At 43.0% G+C, this 18,348-nt stretch carries 18 protein-coding genes; 15 read left to right on the top strand and 3 right to left on the bottom strand.

The features are described from left to right. Positions 1–55: 55 nt before the first annotated feature. The 12 genes from PGW42_RS02910 (at position 56) to ftsZ (ending at position 12,848) form a co-directional block, all read left to right on the top strand. Positions 56–895, top strand: a complete 840-nt coding sequence (locus tag PGW42_RS02910; protein WP_008371909.1) for a DegV family protein — start codon at positions 56–58, stop codon at positions 893–895. A 66-nt stretch (positions 896–961) separates the two neighbouring features. Continuing rightward, entirely contained in the window at positions 962–1,204 is a 243-nt protein-coding gene (locus PGW42_RS02905) for a hypothetical protein (protein ID WP_008371907.1), read from the top strand. A gap of 287 nt (positions 1,205–1,491) precedes the next feature. After that, a complete protein-coding gene (gene mraZ / locus PGW42_RS02900) occupies positions 1,492–1,929 on the top strand; it encodes a division/cell wall cluster transcriptional repressor MraZ (protein ID WP_022220764.1) in 438 nt (145 codons plus the stop codon). A gap of 26 nt (positions 1,930–1,955) precedes the next feature. After that, positions 1,956–2,891 carry a 16S rRNA (cytosine(1402)-N(4))-methyltransferase RsmH gene (rsmH, locus tag PGW42_RS02895; RefSeq protein ID WP_008371903.1) on the top strand — a complete coding sequence of 312 codons (936 nt, stop codon included), beginning with the start codon at positions 1,956–1,958 and terminating at the stop codon, positions 2,889–2,891. A gap of 21 nt (positions 2,892–2,912) precedes the next feature. Further along, positions 2,913–3,443, top strand: coding sequence for a hypothetical protein (locus PGW42_RS02890; RefSeq protein ID WP_008371901.1), 531 nt, complete (start codon positions 2,913–2,915; stop codon positions 3,441–3,443). 23 nt (positions 3,444–3,466) lie between these two features. Then, on the top strand, positions 3,467–5,320 hold the full coding sequence (locus PGW42_RS02885; protein ID WP_270202836.1) for a peptidoglycan D,D-transpeptidase FtsI family protein: 1,854 nt from the start codon (positions 3,467–3,469) through the stop codon (positions 5,318–5,320). Positions 5,321–5,384: 64 nt separating this feature from the next. Next, positions 5,385–7,118 (top strand): peptidoglycan D,D-transpeptidase FtsI family protein, encoded by a 1,734-nt coding sequence (locus PGW42_RS02880; protein WP_270202835.1) that lies wholly within the window; start codon positions 5,385–5,387, stop codon positions 7,116–7,118. 102 nt (positions 7,119–7,220) lie between these two features. Next, complete coding sequence (mraY, locus tag PGW42_RS02875; RefSeq protein ID WP_055157373.1) at positions 7,221–8,177, top strand: phospho-N-acetylmuramoyl-pentapeptide-transferase; 957 nt, start codon at positions 7,221–7,223, stop codon at positions 8,175–8,177. A 13-nt stretch (positions 8,178–8,190) separates the two neighbouring features. Next, positions 8,191–9,552: a UDP-N-acetylmuramoyl-L-alanine--D-glutamate ligase gene (gene murD / locus PGW42_RS02870; RefSeq protein ID WP_270202834.1), complete on the top strand. Its 1,362-nt coding sequence runs from the start codon at positions 8,191–8,193 to the stop codon at positions 9,550–9,552. Between the two features lie 49 nt (positions 9,553–9,601). Beyond that, positions 9,602–10,687, top strand: coding sequence for an FtsW/RodA/SpoVE family cell cycle protein (locus PGW42_RS02865; protein WP_008371889.1), 1,086 nt, complete (start codon positions 9,602–9,604; stop codon positions 10,685–10,687). A 44-nt stretch (positions 10,688–10,731) separates the two neighbouring features. Continuing rightward, positions 10,732–11,490, top strand: a complete 759-nt coding sequence (locus tag PGW42_RS02860) for a cell division protein FtsQ/DivIB (protein ID WP_173686717.1) — start codon at positions 10,732–10,734, stop codon at positions 11,488–11,490. A 149-nt stretch (positions 11,491–11,639) separates the two neighbouring features. Further along, positions 11,640–12,848, top strand: a complete 1,209-nt coding sequence (gene ftsZ / locus PGW42_RS02855) for a cell division protein FtsZ (protein WP_022220760.1) — start codon at positions 11,640–11,642, stop codon at positions 12,846–12,848. Positions 12,849–12,902: 54 nt separating this feature from the next. Here ftsZ and sigE read toward each other — a convergent pair whose 3' ends face one another. From sigE to PGW42_RS02840, 3 genes are all read right to left on the bottom strand, one after another. Then, positions 12,903–13,646 carry an RNA polymerase sporulation sigma factor SigE gene (gene sigE, locus PGW42_RS02850; protein WP_008371883.1) on the bottom strand — a complete coding sequence of 248 codons (744 nt, stop codon included), beginning with the start codon at positions 13,644–13,646 and terminating at the stop codon, positions 12,903–12,905. Between the two features lie 10 nt (positions 13,647–13,656). Beyond that, entirely contained in the window at positions 13,657–14,448 is a 792-nt protein-coding gene (locus tag PGW42_RS02845) for a sigma-E processing peptidase SpoIIGA (RefSeq protein ID WP_008371882.1), read from the bottom strand. Between the two features lie 222 nt (positions 14,449–14,670). Next, complete coding sequence (locus tag PGW42_RS02840; protein ID WP_270202833.1) at positions 14,671–16,290, bottom strand: MBL fold metallo-hydrolase RNA specificity domain-containing protein; 1,620 nt, start codon at positions 16,288–16,290, stop codon at positions 14,671–14,673. Between the two features lie 217 nt (positions 16,291–16,507). Here PGW42_RS02840 and sigG point away from each other — a divergent pair, with 217 nt between their 5' ends. From sigG to PGW42_RS02825, 3 genes are all read left to right on the top strand, one after another. Beyond that, positions 16,508–17,290 carry an RNA polymerase sporulation sigma factor SigG gene (gene sigG / locus PGW42_RS02835; protein ID WP_117822829.1) on the top strand — a complete coding sequence of 261 codons (783 nt, stop codon included), beginning with the start codon at positions 16,508–16,510 and terminating at the stop codon, positions 17,288–17,290. A gap of 78 nt (positions 17,291–17,368) precedes the next feature. Further along, positions 17,369–18,019: an HAD family hydrolase gene (locus PGW42_RS02830; RefSeq protein WP_117555718.1), complete on the top strand. Its 651-nt coding sequence runs from the start codon at positions 17,369–17,371 to the stop codon at positions 18,017–18,019. A 49-nt stretch (positions 18,020–18,068) separates the two neighbouring features. Then, on the top strand, positions 18,069–18,332 hold the full coding sequence (locus tag PGW42_RS02825; protein WP_008371877.1) for a hypothetical protein: 264 nt from the start codon (positions 18,069–18,071) through the stop codon (positions 18,330–18,332). The last annotated feature ends 16 nt before the right edge of the window (positions 18,333–18,348 follow it).

The following is an 18,348-nucleotide window of genomic DNA, read 5'->3' as shown; positions in this document are numbered from 1 at the left end:
GGTAATGAAAACCACGTATAATGGATGCAAATGACACGTTTCGGAGGTTTGGATTATGAGTTATAAAGTGATTGTGGACAGCTGTGGAGAATTGACAGCAGAGATGAAAGCTTCAGGTCGGTTTGAGACAGCATCACTGGGACTGGAGGTTGGAGATTGTCATATAATTGATGATGAATCTTTCAATCAGGCTGAATTTTTGAAGAACGTAGCTGAATGCCCGACATGTCCAAAGTCAAGTTGTCCGTCTCCGGAGACATTTATGGAAGGATATCACTGTGATGCGGAGCATGTATATGCTGTTACGTTGTCTTCTGAACTGAGCGGTTCTTATAACAGTGCCGTACTGGGCAAGAATTTATATGAAGAAGAATATGGTGAGAAAGATATTTATGTGTTCAACTCAAAATCTGCATCAGTAGGACAGACGCTCATCGGGATGAAGATTGCGCAGTGTGAAGAGCGGGGCATGACATTCAAGGAAGTGGTAGCTGCTGTAGAAGCATATATTGAAGAGCAGCACACATATTTTGTTCTTGAGACGCTTGAGACTCTTCGTAAGAATGGAAGACTTACAGGATTAAAAGCAATTGCGGCAACAGTACTGAATATTAAGCCGGTGATGGGGGCTACTCCGAAGGGAGAGATTTGTCAGTTGGGTCAGGCGCGCGGAATTAAAAAAGCACTTAAGAATATGGTGGATTGTGTGATCGCAGATCTGAAAGATCCGGAGAGCAAGGTACTTGCAATTTCGCATTGTAACTGCCCGCAGAGAGCACAGGATGTGAAGAAGATGCTGGAAGAACGTGTGAAATTAAAAGACATTATCATTCTGGATACCAGAGGTGTCAGTAGCATGTATGCGAATGATGGCGGAGTAATTATTGCAGTATAGCTTGTATCAATCGTAAAAGTGTGATAAAATATACTGGTTAGATGATTGCAAAGGAGACTTGCAGATATGAGTCAGAAAAAAGTAGATTATTATAAACAGGCAAAAGCGAACAGAAAGCGTGAAGAAAAAAAGAAAAACTTGCGAAAAGCTTTTGATTATACGATCCTTGGGCTGATTGCACTTGCAATCGTTGTCTGGATTGGATGGTCCGCTTATGATATGTATGAATCAAAGCAGCCAAGAGCAGTAGCAGAAGTTGATTATTCTGCTGTAAGTGATTATGTCCAGTCACTTAACACTGCTGAGTAGATGAAAAGAAGAAAGTGGAGAGATGGTTCCATTGTGGAACGGTTTCTCCACTTTTTTTATGCACTGTGTGGGGAATGGAGTATAAAACGCTCCACTTTTCACCACAAAATGAATGAAAAATGGGAAAAAATATGATTTATCGGACTTTTTTCAGAATGGATAAATTCGAAAAAGTGCTTGAAAAGGGCGGAAAAGTGGGGTACAATGGATACAAGTGGTAGAAAGTGGAGCGAAGTGGAGCAAAGTGGCATGGAAAGTGGCAGACCACTTTGAAAGAAGGTGATCCTATGTTGACTGGAGAATTTAATCATAGTATTGATTCAAAAGGCAGGCTGATTATTCCTTCCAAATTACGAGAGAGTCTGGGAGAACATTTCGTAATTACGAAAGGGATGGACGGCTGCTTATTTCTGTATCCGGACAACGAATGGAAAGCCTTTGAAGAGAAGCTTAGAACCTTACCGCTTACAAACAAAAAAGCCAGAGACTTTAAGCGTTTCTTTCTTGGAAGTGCTACGGAAGGAGAACTTGACAAACAAGGGAGAGTTTTGATATCTTCTTCTCTTCGCGCTTATGCAGATCTTGAAAAAGAGGTTGTTCTAGCAGGTGTGCTGGACAAGGTCGAGATCTGGAGTAAAGAGGCGTGGGAAGCGCGTACAGCTGATGTTGAGGAAAATATCGAGGACATTGCAAGTGACATGGAAGATTTGGGACTTAGCATCTAAATAGATCTTTTAATTAGGAGGACACCATGGCATTTAAGCATAAATCAGTATTACTGGATGAGACAATCGAAGGACTGAACATCAAGCCGGACGGTATTTATGTTGATGGCACACTTGGAGGAGGCGGACATGCATACGAAGTATGTCGGCGTTTAAACAACAAGGGGAGTTTTATAGGAATAGACCAGGATGCAGCGGCGATTGAAGCGGCAGGCACCCGATTAAGCGACTTCGGGGAGAGAGTTACAATAATCAGGAGCAATTATTGTGATATGAAGTCGAGGCTCCATGAAAAAGGGATTGACAAGGTCGATGGAATCGTACTCGATCTGGGCGTATCATCTTATCAGTTAGATACGGCAGATCGTGGTTTTTCCTATCGTGTAGATGCGCCTTTGGATATGAGGATGGACACACGCCAGACTTTATCTGCAAAGGAGATTGTCAATGGCTACAGTGAGATGGACCTTTTTCGGATTATTCGCGACTATGGTGAGGACAAATTTGCGAAGAATATAGCAAAACATATTGTTATGGCAAGAGAGAAAGGTCCTATTGAAACAACCGGGCAGCTGGCAGAGATTATCAGACAGTCTATACCGATGAAGTTTCAGAAGATGTCGGGGCATCCGGCAAAAAGAACCTTTCAGGCAATCCGGATTGAATGTAACCGGGAACTGGAGGTGCTCAGGGATTCACTTGACGATATGATTGATATTTTAAATCCGGGAGGAAGGATATGCATCATCACGTTCCATTCCCTGGAGGATAGAATTGTCAAAGGAATTTTTAAAAAGAATGAGAATCCATGCACGTGTCCGAGTACTTTCCCGGTATGTGTGTGTGGAAAAGTTTCCAAAGGAAAAGTCATTACGAAAAAACCGATTCTTCCAAGTGAAGAAGAGATGGAAGTGAACAGTCGTTCTAAGAGTGCGAAGCTGCGTATCTTTGAGCGCGTATAGAATTTGAAAGGGTGGTGCTGTATGGCAAAATACAGTCATAGAATACAGGCAGACAGACGTACAGTAACAAGCCGAGGAATGTACATATACGGAAATACAGTTCGCCAGGCAGAAGTCATGCCACAGCGACAAGAGGAACCAAGAAAAGAACATAAAAAGAAAAAACTGGACAGACAGATTTTGAAAAATCGAAGAAAAGCAATGCGGATGAATCCTGCATATGTGATGTTTCTTTCAATTGCGGCAGTGGCAGCACTTGTAGTCTGTGTATGGTATCTGCAGGTACGTGCAGAGCTTACAAGCCGGACAGAGCATATTACCGAGCTGCAGCAGGAACTGGCAGATGCAAAAGAAGAGAATACAACTAGATATAACGTAGTAATGGATTCTGTGAATCTGGAAGAAGTAAGAGACCGTGCAATCAATGATCTGGGTATGGGATATGCGACTTCGGATCAGATTATTGAATATCAGAACCCGGTTAATGATTATGTAAAACAGTACGAAAGTATTCCGAAAAGCGGAGTGCTTGGACAGACAACAGATAAATAGGTTTATGAACAAAGGTGAATAACATGTCAAAAAGAAGAAAAAGAAAGCCTTCCGTTCTGAGGCATAAATTCACGATTGGAATGCAGAAAAAGCTGGTAATGCTCTTTATAGCGATATTACTGGCTTTTGTTATTCTTGTCGGAAGAATTACCTATATCAATGCCTCGTCAGGAGAAGATTATACCAAGACAGTACTGGATCAGCAGCAGTATATGAGTCAGTCGATTCCGTTCAAGCGTGGAGATATTGTAGATACAAACGGCACAAAGCTTGCGACAAGTGAGCGTGTATACAATGTGATTCTGGATGCAAAGGTCTTACTTTCAGACGAGACAAAAAAAGCTGAGAACATAGCAGCTACGAAAAAAGCGCTGAAAAGTTATTTTCAGATCAAGGCATCGGCAGTGGATGCAATTATCGCGGACAGTCCGGACAGTCGGTACAATATTCTGAAAAAAGGAATTTCCTACGATGATGCGAAGGCATTTGAAGCGGCAGAGAAGAAAAATTCCAAGATCAAAGGAGTCTGGCTGGAAGAGGATTATGTCAGAAAATATCCATATAATACACTTGCCTGCGATGTCCTGGGATTCAGCGTATCGGGGAATGTGGGAGCAAGCGGACTGGAAGCATCCTATAATTCAACGTTGAATGGAACAGATGGACGCAGATATGGTTATCAGAATGAAGACTCGGCAATTGAAAACACGGTGAAAGAGCCGATAAATGGAAATACGATCGTAACAACGATTGATGCGAACCTGCAGTCTATCGTGGAAAAGCATCTGGAAGAGTTTAACCAGGCGCACACAGATGAAGCGCAGGAGGGGATGGGATTTAAAAACGGAGCTGTGATCATGATGAACCCGAATACCGGAGAAGTTCTGGCAATGGCTTCCTCACCTACCTATGATCTGAATAATCCGAGAGATCTATCCAAGTATTATACAGAGGAAGAAATAACCGGAATGAGCAGTGACGATAAGATCGATGCTCTGAATGAACTCTGGAGAAACTTCTGCGTGAGTGATACTTTTGAGCCGGGATCTACGATCAAACCATTTACGGTTGCAACAGGTCTGGAGATTGGTGCACTGAAAGGCGATGAGACCTATTACTGCGGTGGTTCCCTTCAGATCGATGAATGGGAGATTAAATGTATCTCTTATGATAATGGTGGACACGGGCAGCAGAATCTGACACAGGTTATGGAAAATTCATGTAACGTTGCCCTGATGCAGATTGGTCTGGCAATCGGACCGGAAGAATTCTGTAAGTACCAGAGTATTTTTGGATTCGGTCAGTATACGGGAATTGATCTTCCGGGTGAGGCGGTTGGTATTTTGCAGTCACCGGATGGAATGATCAAAACGGATCTTGCAACCAACTCTTTCGGACAGAATTTTAACGTAACTATGCTTCAACTTGCGACAGGATTCTGTTCTCTGATCAATGGTGGCGATTATTATGAACCGCATCTTGTAAAAGCCATTCAGGATGAGAACGGAAATGTGATCCAGACTATTGATCCGGTGTTGGAGAAGAAGACAATTTCTAAAGAAACTTCTGATAAACTGAAAAGTTATATGTACAGTGTTGTTCAGAACGGTAGTGGTAGATATGCACAGGTAGAAGGTTATGATATCGGTGGTAAGACCGGTACAGCGGAAAAACTGCCCCGTGGAGAGAATAAGAACGTGGTATCCTTTATCGGATATGCACCACAGGAGAATCCGGAAATTATGATTTATGTAGTCATCGATGAACCGAATGCTCCGGATCAGTCAGCGACCAGCAGCCTGATTTCACAGCTCGCTTCTGATATTATGGCAGAAGCATTTCCATATTTGAATATTACAAAGGCTCCGGCTGAGTAATTTGGGTATAACCCCGGAAGACAGATAATACAGTAATAGTAAGAATCTGTTTTTCGGGGTTTTTATGCGGAATAAGACTTATAATAAAAAGAAAATGCTGGTAGTATTTTTAAGCGCGCTTCTGATGATTTTTTTTCTGATCGCAAGACTGGTGTATCTGATGATATTTGATGCTGCGTATTATCAGCAGAAAGCAAAAACGTTGCACGAAAGGGAGAGGGAGATCAAGGCGGCAAGGGGAGAGATCATTGACAGAAATGGAAAAATCCTTGCGACCAATAAAGCGGTGTGCACCATATCTGTTATCCATAGTCAGATAACAGATCCGGAGAGAGTGATCCGGGTTCTTGCCGATGAGTTGGGAATAGAGAAAGAAATGATTCGTAAAAGAGTCGAAAAAGTTTCTTCCAGGGAAAAAATAAAGACAAATGTGGAGAAAGAGACCGGGGACCGGATCCGTGCATATGAACTGGACGGGGTGAAGGTAGATGAGGATTTTAAACGGTACTATCCGTATGGCAATCTGGCTTCAAAGGTTCTTGGATTTACCGGGGGAGACAATCAGGGAATCATTGGATTGGAAGTAAAGTATGAAAATTATCTGAAAGGTGTGAACGGAATGATTCTGACAACAACTGATGCCAGAGGGATTGAGCTTGCGGATACGCTGGAAGACAGAGTAGAACCGGTTTCCGGAGACACTCTGCAGGTAAGCCTGGACTATAATATCCAGGAATATGCACAGCAGGCTGCGGAAAAAGTAATGGAAGAAAAACAGGCAGATGCAGTTGTGATTTTGATCCTGAATCCAAAAACAGGGGAAATCTATGCCTGCATCAATGCTCCAGAGTTTGATCTGAATGCCCCGTTTACATTACCGGAGGGAACAGATGCCGCTTTGAATGATGAAGAAAAACAGGCAATGCTGAATCAGATGTGGCGGAACAGGAGTATCAATGATACTTATGAACCAGGATCGATCTTTAAGGTATTTACTGCTTCGGCGGCGTTGGAAGAGGGAGTGGTCAAAGAAGAAGATACTTTTTACTGTCCTGGATACAAGCTTGTGGAAGACCGCCGGATCCGGTGTGCGAGGACGACTGGACATGGATCCGAGACGTTTGTACAGGGGGTGCAGAATTCCTGTAATCCGGTTTTTATTGAAGTAGGGATGCGGCTTGGAACAGAGAATTTTTATAGATATTTTGAAAAATTCGGATTGATGGGGAAGACAGGTGTAGATCTTCCGGGAGAGGCTGCAACGATTATGCACAAGAAGGAAAATGTAGGGCAAGTAGAGCTGGCAACAATGTCGTTTGGACAGTCTTTTCAGGTGACACCGATGCAGATGGCAACAACAGTATGTTCTCTGGTGAATGGGGGAAAAAGGATCACTCCTCATTTTGGCATCGCCGTTTATGATGCGGAAAGTGGAGAGAAAGAAGAAACGATTTCTTATGGAAAAAGAAAACGGATTCTTTCTAAAGAAACGTCAGAAAAGATGAGAAAGATACTGGAAACGGTTGTGTCCGAGGGAGGAGGAAAAAAAGCACAGATCGAAGGATACCGGATCGGAGGAAAGACAGCGACCAGCCAGACGCTGCCAAGAAGTGCGAACCGTTATATAGGATCTTTTATCGGATTTGCACCTGCAGATGATCCACAGGTAGCAGCAATGGCAATTATTTACAACCCACAGGGTATCTATTATGGCGGGACGATAGCAGCTCCGGTTGTGCGCGATATTTTCGACAATATTCTTCCCTATCTTGGAATCGAACGGGAAGAAAACCCGTGAAGCAGTTGAAAAAACAGGGCAGATACATTATACTAAAGCGTAGAATCTGTGCCTTTAAGGTAAGGGCTGATTTTGAAAACAAAAGAAAGACAGAGGTGTATTATGGATTTTACAATGGTCATACCGGTGCTGATCGCGTTTGTTCTCAGTGTGGCAGCAGGACCGGTGGTAATTCCTGTTTTAAGAAGACTCAAGATGGATCAGACAGAGAGAGAAGACGGGGTGAAGTCGCATCTTAAAAAAGCCGGAACGCCGACGATGGGAGGCGTGATGATCTTGTTTGCGATTGCGGTCACTTCGCTGATCTATGTAAGAGAGTATCCGAAGGTGATTCCGGTACTTTTTGTAACGATTGGATTCGGACTGGTCGGGTTCCTGGATGATTATCTGAAAGTTGTTCTTCACAGATCAGATGGACTGATGCCGATGCAGAAGATGGCACTCCAGATCGTGATTACAGCGATTTTTGCATTTTACATCGTGAAAGTGGCAAAGATACCGCTTACCATGCTGATACCGTTTTCAGGTGGGAAATATCTGAACATCGGCTGGTTTGCCATTCCGGTACTTTTTATTGCAGTGATCGGTACCGTCAATGGTGTGAATTTTACAGATGGACTGGACGGGCTTGCATCCAGTGTAACAGTTCTTGTGGCAACCTTCTTTACAGTTGTTGCGATCGGAACAAAGAGTGGGATCGAACCGATTACCTGTGCAGTGGTAGGTGCGCTGCTGGGATTCTTATTATTCAACGTTTATCCGGCAAGCGTATTTATGGGCGACACCGGATCACTGGCTCTTGGGGGATTTGTTGCTTCGACAGCATACATGCTCCAGATGCCATTATTCATTATCATCGTAGGATTGATCTATCTGGTAGAAGTTTTATCAGTTATGATCCAGGTAACATATTTTAAGAAAACAGGCGGAAAGCGTTTCTTTAAAATGGCGCCGATCCACCATCATTTTGAGCTGTGTGGATGGAGCGAGACACGGGTGGTTGCAGTTTTTTCAATTGTAACTGCAATTCTGTGCCTGGTTGCACTGCTGGCATTATAGGAGGCTTACAAAAATGGATTTACAAGGAAAGAAAGTGTTGGTATTCGGTGCGGGGATCAGTGGGATTGGATCCTGCGGATTACTAGAAAAAGAAGGGGCAGAGGTAATTCTGTATGATGGAAATGATAAAAAAGATGCCGAGGCAATGAAAGCACAGCTTGGTGAGGGAAGCAAAGTTCACGTTATTCTCGGAGCTTTTCCGGAAGAGGAGATGGAAAGTCTTGATCTGGTTGTAATGAGTCCGGGGGTGCCGACTGATCTGCCGGTTGTTCTGGCTATGAAAGAAAAAGGAATTCCTGTCTGGGGCGAGATTGAGCTTGCCTATGTATGCGGAAAAGGAGATGTGCTTGGAATTACCGGAACCAATGGGAAAACGACAACAACCTCTCTTTTAGGCGAGATTATGAAAAATGCCCGTGACAGCGTTTTTGTTGTGGGAAATATCGGTACACCATATACGAATGCCGCAGCAGATACCAGAGAAGATTCTGTGATCGTGGCAGAGCTTTCAAGCTTCCAGCTGGAGAGTATTCATACCTTCCATCCAAAGGTAAGTGCAGTTCTTAATATCACACCGGATCATCTGAACCGCCATCATACGATGGAAGCATATATTCGTGCAAAGATGAATATTGCGAAGAATCAGACACCAGAAGATATCTGTGTTCTCAATTATGAAGATGAAGAGACAAGAAAGATGGCAGATGAATTTCAGGCAAGTGTTCTATTTTTCAGCAGTAAGCATAAACTGGAACAGGGCATTTATCTTGACGGAGAAGACATTGTATACAAACCGGATAAGGAGAAAGAAGGAACGGTCATCTGCAAGACCGGCGAATTACAGATCCTTGGCGTCCACAATTATGAGAATGTTATGGCAGCGGTTGCAATGGCAGCAGCTTACGGTGTAGATCTGGATGTGATCCGTAAGTCTGTACTTGCATTTAAGGGGGTTGAGCATCGTATTGAATATGTGGCAGAGAAGAACGGGGTTGTCTATTACAATGACTCTAAAGGAACGAATCCGGATGCGGCGATCAAGGGAATCCAGGCAATGAACCGCCCGACGATCCTGATCGGTGGTGGATATGATAAACAGTCCGATTTCCATGAATGGATCCAGAGCTTTGATGGAAAAGTCCGCTATCTGGTACTGATCGGTGCTACAAAAGAGCAGATTCAGAAAGAAGCAGCAGAGTGCGGATTTCATGACTGTATTTTAAAAGATACTTTCGAAGAAGCACTCGATACCTGTGTGGAGCTTGCAAGACCCGGAGATGCAGTTCTGCTGTCACCGGCATGTGCAAGCTGGGGAATGTTCCCGAACTATGAAGTGCGTGGGGAAGAATTCAAAAAATACGTGAATGCATTATAAAAGAAATAAAATAATTTCATATAATCTGTATCAAAGGGCGTGAAACAAAGTGGAGGAAAAAGGGAAAAAGGGGCGTATGGATTACACGCTTCTGTTGATTGTTGTTCTCCTGGTTGTGATCGGACTGGTGATCTTATACAGTACCAGTGCATATAACGGGCAGGTGAAATTTCATGATTCCTTTTACTATCTGAAAAAGCAGGCGTTTGCGACGGTGCTTGGAATTGTACTGATGCTGTTCGTGGCAGGGATGGATTACCACATCTGGCAGAGACTGGCAGTATTTGGTTATCTGGCAGCAGTTGCACTTTCGGTTGCGGTCATGTTGTTTGGCAGAGAAATTAACGGGTCCAAAAGATGGTTAGCTTTGGGCCCGTTTTCTTTTCAGCCATCAGAATTTGCGAAAGTTGCACTGATTCTTTTTCTGGCGGATCTTGTGACGAAGAACGTAAAAACAATCGGAAAAATGTGGACACTTTGCAGGATCATGTTCTGGATCCTTCCAATCGTGGGACTTGTGGGAGCGAGTAATTTAAGCACGGCGATCATTATTCTGGGAATCGGTGTGATCCTGATCTTTGTGGCAAGCCCGAAGTATGCGCAATTTGCCTTGATGGGAATCGCAGGCGCCTGCTTTATGGGGATTTTTCTTGCCCTTGAAAGCTATCGGCTGGAACGGCTTGCTATCTGGAGAAATCCGGAAAAATATGAAAAGGGTTATCAGACTCTGCAGGGGCTTTACGCGATTGGATCTGGAGGAGTATTCGGAGTCGGGATCGGAAACAGTGTGCAGAAGCTGGGATTTGTACCTGAGGCACAGAATGATATGATCTTTTCAATTATTTGTGAAGAGCTTGGACTCGCAGGTGCTGGGATTATCGTTTTTCTGTTTCTGCTTCTGATCTGGCGCTTTTTCCTGATCGCATCCGGAAGCAGGGATCTTTTTGGTGCGCTGATCGCGACCGGAGCGATGGCACATATGATGATTCAGGTTATTTTAAATATTGCAGTTGTGACGAACACAATTCCGAATACGGGGATTACACTTCCTTTTATCAGTTATGGAGGAACATCGGTGATGTTTCTTTTAATTGAAATGGGACTTGTGCTAAGTGTGTCACAAGTGGTAGACTAAACAGGAGATATACAAATGACGGAAGGAGGAAGATGCCTGATGGGATGATACAGAAAGAAAGGAAAAAGAGAATCATAAAGCAGACTGCCATGAAAGCCATTCTGGTCATTATTTTGGTTTGCATAGCTATGATTACGTTTCTTTTACTCTTTCAAGTGCGGAAAATCGAAGTATCAGGAAATCAGTATCTTAGCAGACAGGAGATTGCAGACTGGGTGCAGGATGATAATTGGTCTTCCAATTCTCTGTATGTGATGATCAGGAACCACCTGATGAATCACGAGCTGCTTCCGGCAATGGAAGAGGCAAATGTGACGATGAAGAATCCGTGGACTGTGAAGGTGACGATCAAAGAGAAGCGTGTGGCCGGTTATATCGTGTCAGGTGATGAATGTATTTATTTTGACAAGGATGGTATCGTACTTGCAAAGACAAAGGAGCTGTGGGATGGAATCCCGTGCATTGAAGGGCTGGAAGTAAAGAAAGTACAGCTTTACAAAGCACTTCCGGTCAGCAAGGCGAACAAAAAAGCATTTGGGAACCTTCTGGATATGACGATGACACTGAAAAAATGTGATCTCGCGCCGGATAAGATTGTTTGTTCCGGTTCAGATCTGTATCTTTTTTTTGGAAACAAATGTGTCAATGTCGGGCACACGAATCTGGAAGAACGGATCATGCAGATATCGCCGATCCTTGAGAAGCTGGGAGATCAGGGAGGAACCCTGTATCTGGAAAATTTTAACACAGATAATATTACAATTACCTTCGAAAAAGATGTGATTCCGGACCTTGGAACATAATCTGTGTCAAGTGAATAAAAAAATAGGAAAATATACAAAATTCTATTGATATTTTTCGGAAAAAAATATATTATAGTCTTATGTATAACTAAGCGCATATTGACATTTAGGGTGTATAATATAATAAGGTGACGAAGGAGGAGAAACTCTTGTTAGAAATTAAAACAAATGAATCAGAAGCAGCAGCTAAAATAATTGTAGTCGGTGTAGGTGGCGGCGGAAACAATGCAGTCAACCGCATGATCGATGAACAGATTGCAGGTGTTGAATTTATCGCAATCAATACAGATAAACAGGCTCTTCAGTTATGTAAAGCTCCGACTCTTATGCAGATCGGAGACAAGCTTACAAAGGGTCTTGGTGCAGGGGCTAAACCGGAGATCGGTGAAAAAGCAGCTGAGGAAAGTGCCGAAGAGATCCAGTCAGCACTCAAGGGAGCTGATATGGTATTTGTTACCTGTGGTATGGGTGGCGGAACAGGAACAGGAGCAACTCCTGTTGTTGCGCGTATTGCCAAAGAGCAGGGAGCACTTACTGTTGGCGTTGTAACCAAGCCTTTCAAATTCGAATCCAAGACAAGAATGAACAACGCTCTTGCCGGAATCGAAAAATTAAAAGAAAATGTAGATACACTTATCGTTATTCCGAATGATAAGCTTCTTGAAATTGTAGACAGAAGAACAACTATGCCGGAAGCACTTAAGAAAGCTGATGAAGTTCTTCAGCAGGGTATCCAGGGTATCACAGACCTGATCAATGTACCTTCACTGATCAACCTTGACTTTGCCGATGTACAGACAGTTATGACAGATAAAGGAATTGCTCATATTGGTATCGGACAGGGCAAAGGTGATGACAAGGCTCTTGAAGCAGTTAAGCAGGCAGTTGCCAGCCCTCTGCTTGAGACAACCATCGCAGGTGCATCTCACGTTATCATCAACATTTCAGGTGACATCACACTTATGGATGCGAGTGATGCAGCAGAATATGTACAGGATCTTGCAGGTGAAGATGCAAACATCATCTTCGGTGCAATGTATGATGATTCCAAGTCAGATGAAGCAACTATCACAGTTATCGCAACAGGTCTTCACAATGTAGGTGGAACACAGAGCAAGCTTCAGTCAAGACTGGAACATAAAGCAGCTATGATGAACGGTGGATCTGGAATGGGAGCAAGCAATATTTCACGTCCACAGTTTAATCCGGGAGAATACAGCAATGTAGAAAGACCGGTATACGGAGGCAGACCGGTACAGCAGCAGACTACACAGGTACCACCGCTTCAGAGTGCAAGAACTCCACAGAGCAAGGTGAAAGAGCAGTCTATCAAGATTCCGGATTTCTTCAAGAAATAAGAATGAAATAACAGGGAAGCAGTAAGAAATTACTGTTTCCCTGTTTTTCATAATTTACTGTTCATAGCGTACCATTTCGCGTCGCAGTCTCTGCATAATTTTCTTTTCAAGTCTTGATATGTAAGACTGGGAGATCCCAAGAAGATCGGCCACTTCTTTCTGTGTTTTTTCTTCCCCGTCGGGGGTTCCGAGTCCGAATCGCATCTGCACGATTACCCGTTCCCTGTTTGAAAGCCGTCCGATGGCTTTCCCAAGAAGTTTGTGTTCTGCTTCGGTTTCCATATCACGATAAATGGTATCTTCTTCAGTTCCAAGAATATCGGAGAGAAGAAGCTCATTTCCATCCCAGTCAACATTGAGCGGTTCATCGATGGAGACCTCCAGTTTGGTCTTGTTATTCCGGCGCAGATACATGAGGATCTCATTTTCAATACAACGGGAGGCATAGGTGGCAAGTTTGATATTTTTCTCTGGATTGAAGGTATTGATTGCTTTGATCAGTCCAATCGTGCCGATGGAGATCAGGTCTTCTACGCCTACACCGGTATTGTCAAATTTTTTCGCTATATATACAACCAGACGCAGGTTATGTTCAATAAGAAGCTTTTTTCCTTCTTCATCCTGCCCGCCTCCGAGAAGGGAAATGGCATGACCTTCTTCTTCACTGCTAAGTGGGAGCGGCAGGATATCTGTCCCTCCTATGTAATGGATTTCCTGCTTTTCCGGGAAGAAAACACTGCGGAAAGAGGGAATCATTTTCAATTTAAAACAATCTGAAACAGCAACTTTTATCATCATTATAATCCTCCTAACAATCTTCAGGATGCAATAGCATTTCATATTTTCCGTTTCCAAAATTCTTCTGTTCGGAAATACCGATCAGTGGAGATTGGATCAAAAATTCAGATTCTCCTGTTATTCTCATCTTCTTGACAGAAAAAACAGGAAGAATACTGGTCGTCTTCTGTATAGTCCGGTACGGGATGTACCGGAGTCTTCCAGGTGAGATTTGGGAAGAAATCTTCTGACAGGCGTCTTTGCTGATAATATGAACCGGCTTTCCGGTCAGTGGATCAGAAAGATGATTACCACTGTCCAGAAAGGCTTTCAGATGAAAATCTTTTCCATTTACAGTTAAAATCACATCAAAACTATGATCTTGTGATTTCCATAGTTTCTTTAGAAACAAAAGTCCATGATATAAAAGAAAAAAACCACAGATGCCAAGGGTGAAAAGAAAAGATATGATCCGGAAAAATTTTCCAAAATAAAGACGGAGCCAACTCATGATACCTCCAAGAAGAAAGCTTGCAAGATAGAGCAGAATCCATGCTTTGAAAAAAACGGGAAATGTCCGGATTTTCAATCCGATCACTGTCATACAGGAATTTACCAGGAAAAACAGCAGGATATAGCGGGTCCATACCGGGCATGGAAAAAATAAAATGGCACAGGTCAGTAGTGAACCGGTAAAGGAACCGGCAAGAAGACTTCCATAAGTGGCAGAACATGGAAATACTTTTTTTACTGCCAGAAGAATCAGAAAATCCATCATCATATTTTCCAGAAACAATACATCCAGATATACTTCATACTGCATAGTCTTATCCTTCTTTCTCTTTAGCTGCTAAATAGATTTGGTACTTAAGCATGCTTTATTATAGAAAAGATGTGTTTCAGATTTTGTCAGAAGATGGGAAAAACAGAATAATTTTATTCGACATGCTGAAATGCTGGATTTTTTTAAAGAATTGTCGAAAAAGACAGGAAAAGACCGGCGTTCCTTGTCGGAAGCCGGTCTCTGGAAAGATAAGATCGGTATTTATCTGTCGTCACGATCCCATTTGTCGGCAAGATTCTGGATCTGTGACTCGAATTTTGCAAGATCTTTGTTTGCAAGACCTTCATTTTTAAGCACAACATCCATGAGGTGTTTGGCTGCCGCAACCACGCGGTTGAATGCAGTAAGAGCACGTGCTTTGGCCGGCTTTTCAACTGCTTTTTTCGGAAGCCTGATACCTTCAGAAAGGATGGTATCGGTTGCGAGATCAACACAGCCTCCGGAGTATGGTGCAAATGCCGGAATGCCGAAACGGTCTGTGATGGTAGCAGCGAAAGAATCTGTAACCGAATCCTCTCCATGTACAACAAAGATGTGGGATGGTTTCTCTTTGAATCCATCAATCCAGTTCAGAAGACCATTCATATCGGCATGTCCGCTGATCCCTGCAAGGACTTCAATACGGGCATTAACCTCTACATTTTCGCCAAAGAGCCGGACTGATTCCGGTTTGCTTTCGACAAGCTTGCGGCCAAGAGTGCCAACTGCCTGATAGCCTACGAAGAGGATCGTGCATTCTTTTCTCCAGAGGTTGTGTTTCAGATGATGGCGGATACGGCCGGCTTCACACATTCCGGAAGCAGAGATGATTACTTTTGGTTTGTCATTGAAGTTGATCATTTTAGATTCTTCACTGGTGATCGTAGTTTTCAGTCCCTGGAAAAGAAGAGGGTTGATTCCTTTACTTATCAGAGCCATTGCATCCTCATCAAAGCAGGACTGTACATTTTTCTGGAAAACGTTGGTTGCTTCAATCGCCAGAGGACTGTCTACATAAACCTCAAAATTCTGATATTCCGGCAGAAGATTATTTTCTTTGATCTCACGGATAAAGTATAAAAGCTCCTGGGTTCTTCCTACTGCGAAAGATGGAATGACTACATTTCCACCTTTGGCAAAGGTTTCGCGCAAGACTCTGGTAAGCTCCTTAATATAATCCGGTTTTACAGTAGAATGGACCCGGTTTCCGTAGGTGGATTCGATGACAAGATAATCGGCTGTATCCACATGCTGCGGATCTTTGATGATCGGCTGGTCAATATTTCCGACATCTCCGGAAAATACGATTTTTTTGCTTACATCGTCTTCTGTGATCCAGACTTCAATGCAGGAAGAACCAAGCAGATGACCGACATCTGTGAAGCGAAGTTCGATTCCTTCACAGAGCTGGATCGTCTGGTTATAATCGATCGGCGCAAGAAGTGCGACTGCATTCATGGCGTCCTGTACAGTATAAAGTGGTTCGTAAAGCGGAGCACCGGAACGAAGTGCCTTCCGGTTCCGCCATTCTGCTTCGGATTCCTGGATATGTGCACTGTCACGGAGCATAATGCTGCACAGATCAGAGGTGGCGAATGTACAGATGATTTCTCCTTTAAAACCATTTTTTACAAGCAGAGGAATCTTGCCGGAATGGTCAATGTGTGCATGTGTTAAGAGGATATAGTCGATCATGGAAGGATTGATCGGGATTTCCTGATTCTCATACAGATCAGGTCCCTGTTCCAGTCCACAGTCTATTAGAATATGTTTTCCACATGCTTCAAGATAATGGCAGCTTCCAGTTACTTCATGGGCGGCACCGATAAAAGTAAGTTTCATATACTCAACCCCTTTGCGTAAAAATTATTTTAGTATATTATACTATAATTTAAAGAAAAATGATAGAAAATCAGACAATATTACTAAGATGTATATTCTTTCAGAAGAGTATGGGAAAAGTCAAGGAGCGATATTTTTAATATTTTAGTGGGAATCGAATAAATAAAAACAGTTTTGAGAAAAATTTATACCAGTAAAGATTTGGAGGTTTATTGAGATGGTACTTAATAAAGTAGAAATCTGTGGTGTAAATACAGCAAAGCTTCCCCTGCTTAGCGACAGGGAAAAAGAGGTGCTTTTTGAGAAGATCAAAGCGGGGGATGAGGAGGCAAAAGAACAGTATATCAAAGGAAATCTGCGTCTGGTACTCAGTGTGATCAAACGCTTTTCGGGAAGCAGTGAAAATCCGGATGATCTGTTTCAGATCGGGTGCATCGGACTGATCAAGGCAATCAATAATTTCAATCCGGAGCTGGAAGTAAAATTTTCAACTTATGCGGTACCGATGATCATTGGAGAAATCCGGCGGTTCATCCGGGACAATAATTCGATCCGTGTTAGCAGGTCACTTCGTGATACGGCATATAAAGCCATTTACGCGAAAGAAAATTATGTCAAAGTAAACCAGAAAGAACCTACTGTTCAGGAAATTGCAGAGGAAATCGGGATCGCAAAGGAAGAGATCATCTATGCGCTGGATGCGATCCAGATGCCGGTCAGCTTAAATGAGCCGGTATATAATGACAATGGAGATGCTATGTATGTGATGGACCAGATCAGTGACAAAAGGAACAAAGAAGACAGATGGGTGGAGAAGCTGTCTCTTCAGGCGGCAATGGACCGACTCGGAAAAAGGGAGAGGCATATTATCAGACTTCGTTTTTTTGAAGGAAAAACGCAGATGGAGGTAGCAGAAGAAATCGGAATCTCACAGGCACAGGTAAGCCGCCTGGAAAAGAATGCACTCAGGGCTATGCGACAATATCTGCGAAGTGAATAGAAAAATAGAGATTTCCAGTTGAAATTTGTCAAGGTTCATACTATTATAATCATAGAACAGAAGAACAGGAGAATAGCAATGTATAAAGCGTGTATTTTTGACTTGGATGGAACTTTGACAAATACGCTGGATTCGCTGACTTATTCAACGAATAAGACGTTAGAAGAAATGGGACTTGAGACGATTACCAAAGACCAGTGCCGAAGCTTCGTTGGGGATGGAGCCAGATGCCTTATGGAACGTGCACTTCGTGCGTCCGGAGACACAGAGCTTAAGAGGATTGAAGAAGGTATGGAAGTGTACAGCAGAATCTTTGGAGAAAATTGTATGTACCATGTACGTCCTTATGATGGTGTTGTTCAGATGTTAGATTCACTGAAGAAGAAGGGAATAAAGATTGCAGTATTTTCCAACAAACCACATTTGCAGGCGATCGATGTAGTGGAAAGTACATTTGGAAAAGGATATTTTGACCATATTCAGGGGCAGTCGGGTGAATTTCCGAAGAAACCGGATCCGGAAGGACTTCTGTGGATACTTGATAAATTAGGGGTATCGCCGGAAGAAGGAATATACATAGGAGACTCGGATGTAGATATGAAGACAGGGAAGGCTGCCGGTATGTTTACAGTCGGAGCAGAATGGGGATTCCGGACCAAAGAACTTCTTGTGGAGACAGGAGCAGATGCAACAATTGCACATGCTGAAGAATTGCTTAACTATTTATAGTTCAGATGAGAAAATTTTTCTGTGAGAAAGATAAGGGAGGGTTGCCTGTATGTATGAGTATGATGAAGAATGTCTGCAGACATTCCTGAATATGCAGTCACAGCTTTTTGATGAGCCGGTTGCAGAGACACTGGAAGAGGCAGAAGCGTTTTTGGAAGACTGTATGGCGGTTGTTGTAGATTCTATCAAGGATGTGAGAGATTATCTGGATGAAAGCGGAGCGGACATCAGTGGTATGAGTGATGAAGAGCTGGAAGAGGCTTCAGAAGTATTCGCACTTCCGAACGGACAGTATCTGATCGTGGAAGGTTAATAAAAGGAAAAGAGCT

Source organism: Coprococcus sp. TM115-187, from assembly GCF_027679115.1.
GTDB lineage: Bacteria > Bacillota > Clostridia > Lachnospirales > Lachnospiraceae > Allocoprococcus > Allocoprococcus comes.
Note: the sequence above shows the minus strand (reverse complement) of the source record. Positions and strands in the feature narration are given on the sequence as shown.

Bases quoted from the DNA above. Each gene is read 5' to 3' on its own strand.
- PGW42_RS02910 (WP_008371909.1), top strand. From the start codon at position 56: ATGAGTTATAAAGTGATTGTGGACAGCTGTGGAGAATTGACAGCAGAG.
- PGW42_RS02905 (WP_008371907.1), top strand. From the start codon at position 962: ATGAGTCAGAAAAAAGTAGATTATTATAAACAGGCAAAAGCGAACAGA.
- mraZ (WP_022220764.1), top strand. From the start codon at position 1,492: ATGTTGACTGGAGAATTTAATCATAGTATTGATTCAAAAGGCAGGCTG.
- rsmH (WP_008371903.1), top strand. From the start codon at position 1,956: ATGGCATTTAAGCATAAATCAGTATTACTGGATGAGACAATCGAAGGA.
- PGW42_RS02890 (WP_008371901.1), top strand. From the start codon at position 2,913: ATGGCAAAATACAGTCATAGAATACAGGCAGACAGACGTACAGTAACA.
- PGW42_RS02885 (WP_270202836.1), top strand. From the start codon at position 3,467: ATGTCAAAAAGAAGAAAAAGAAAGCCTTCCGTTCTGAGGCATAAATTC.
- PGW42_RS02880 (WP_270202835.1), top strand. From the start codon at position 5,385: ATGCGGAATAAGACTTATAATAAAAAGAAAATGCTGGTAGTATTTTTA.
- mraY (WP_055157373.1), top strand. From the start codon at position 7,221: ATGGATTTTACAATGGTCATACCGGTGCTGATCGCGTTTGTTCTCAGT.
- murD (WP_270202834.1), top strand. From the start codon at position 8,191: ATGGATTTACAAGGAAAGAAAGTGTTGGTATTCGGTGCGGGGATCAGT.
- PGW42_RS02860 (WP_173686717.1), top strand. From the start codon at position 10,732: ATGATACAGAAAGAAAGGAAAAAGAGAATCATAAAGCAGACTGCCATG.
- sigE (WP_008371883.1), bottom strand. From the start codon at position 13,646: ATGATGATAAAAGTTGCTGTTTCAGATTGTTTTAAATTGAAAATGATT.
- PGW42_RS02845 (WP_008371882.1), bottom strand. From the start codon at position 14,448: ATGCAGTATGAAGTATATCTGGATGTATTGTTTCTGGAAAATATGATG.
- PGW42_RS02840 (WP_270202833.1), bottom strand. From the start codon at position 16,290: ATGAAACTTACTTTTATCGGTGCCGCCCATGAAGTAACTGGAAGCTGC.
- sigG (WP_117822829.1), top strand. From the start codon at position 16,508: ATGGTACTTAATAAAGTAGAAATCTGTGGTGTAAATACAGCAAAGCTT.
- PGW42_RS02830 (WP_117555718.1), top strand. From the start codon at position 17,369: ATGTATAAAGCGTGTATTTTTGACTTGGATGGAACTTTGACAAATACG.
- PGW42_RS02825 (WP_008371877.1), top strand. From the start codon at position 18,069: ATGTATGAGTATGATGAAGAATGTCTGCAGACATTCCTGAATATGCAG.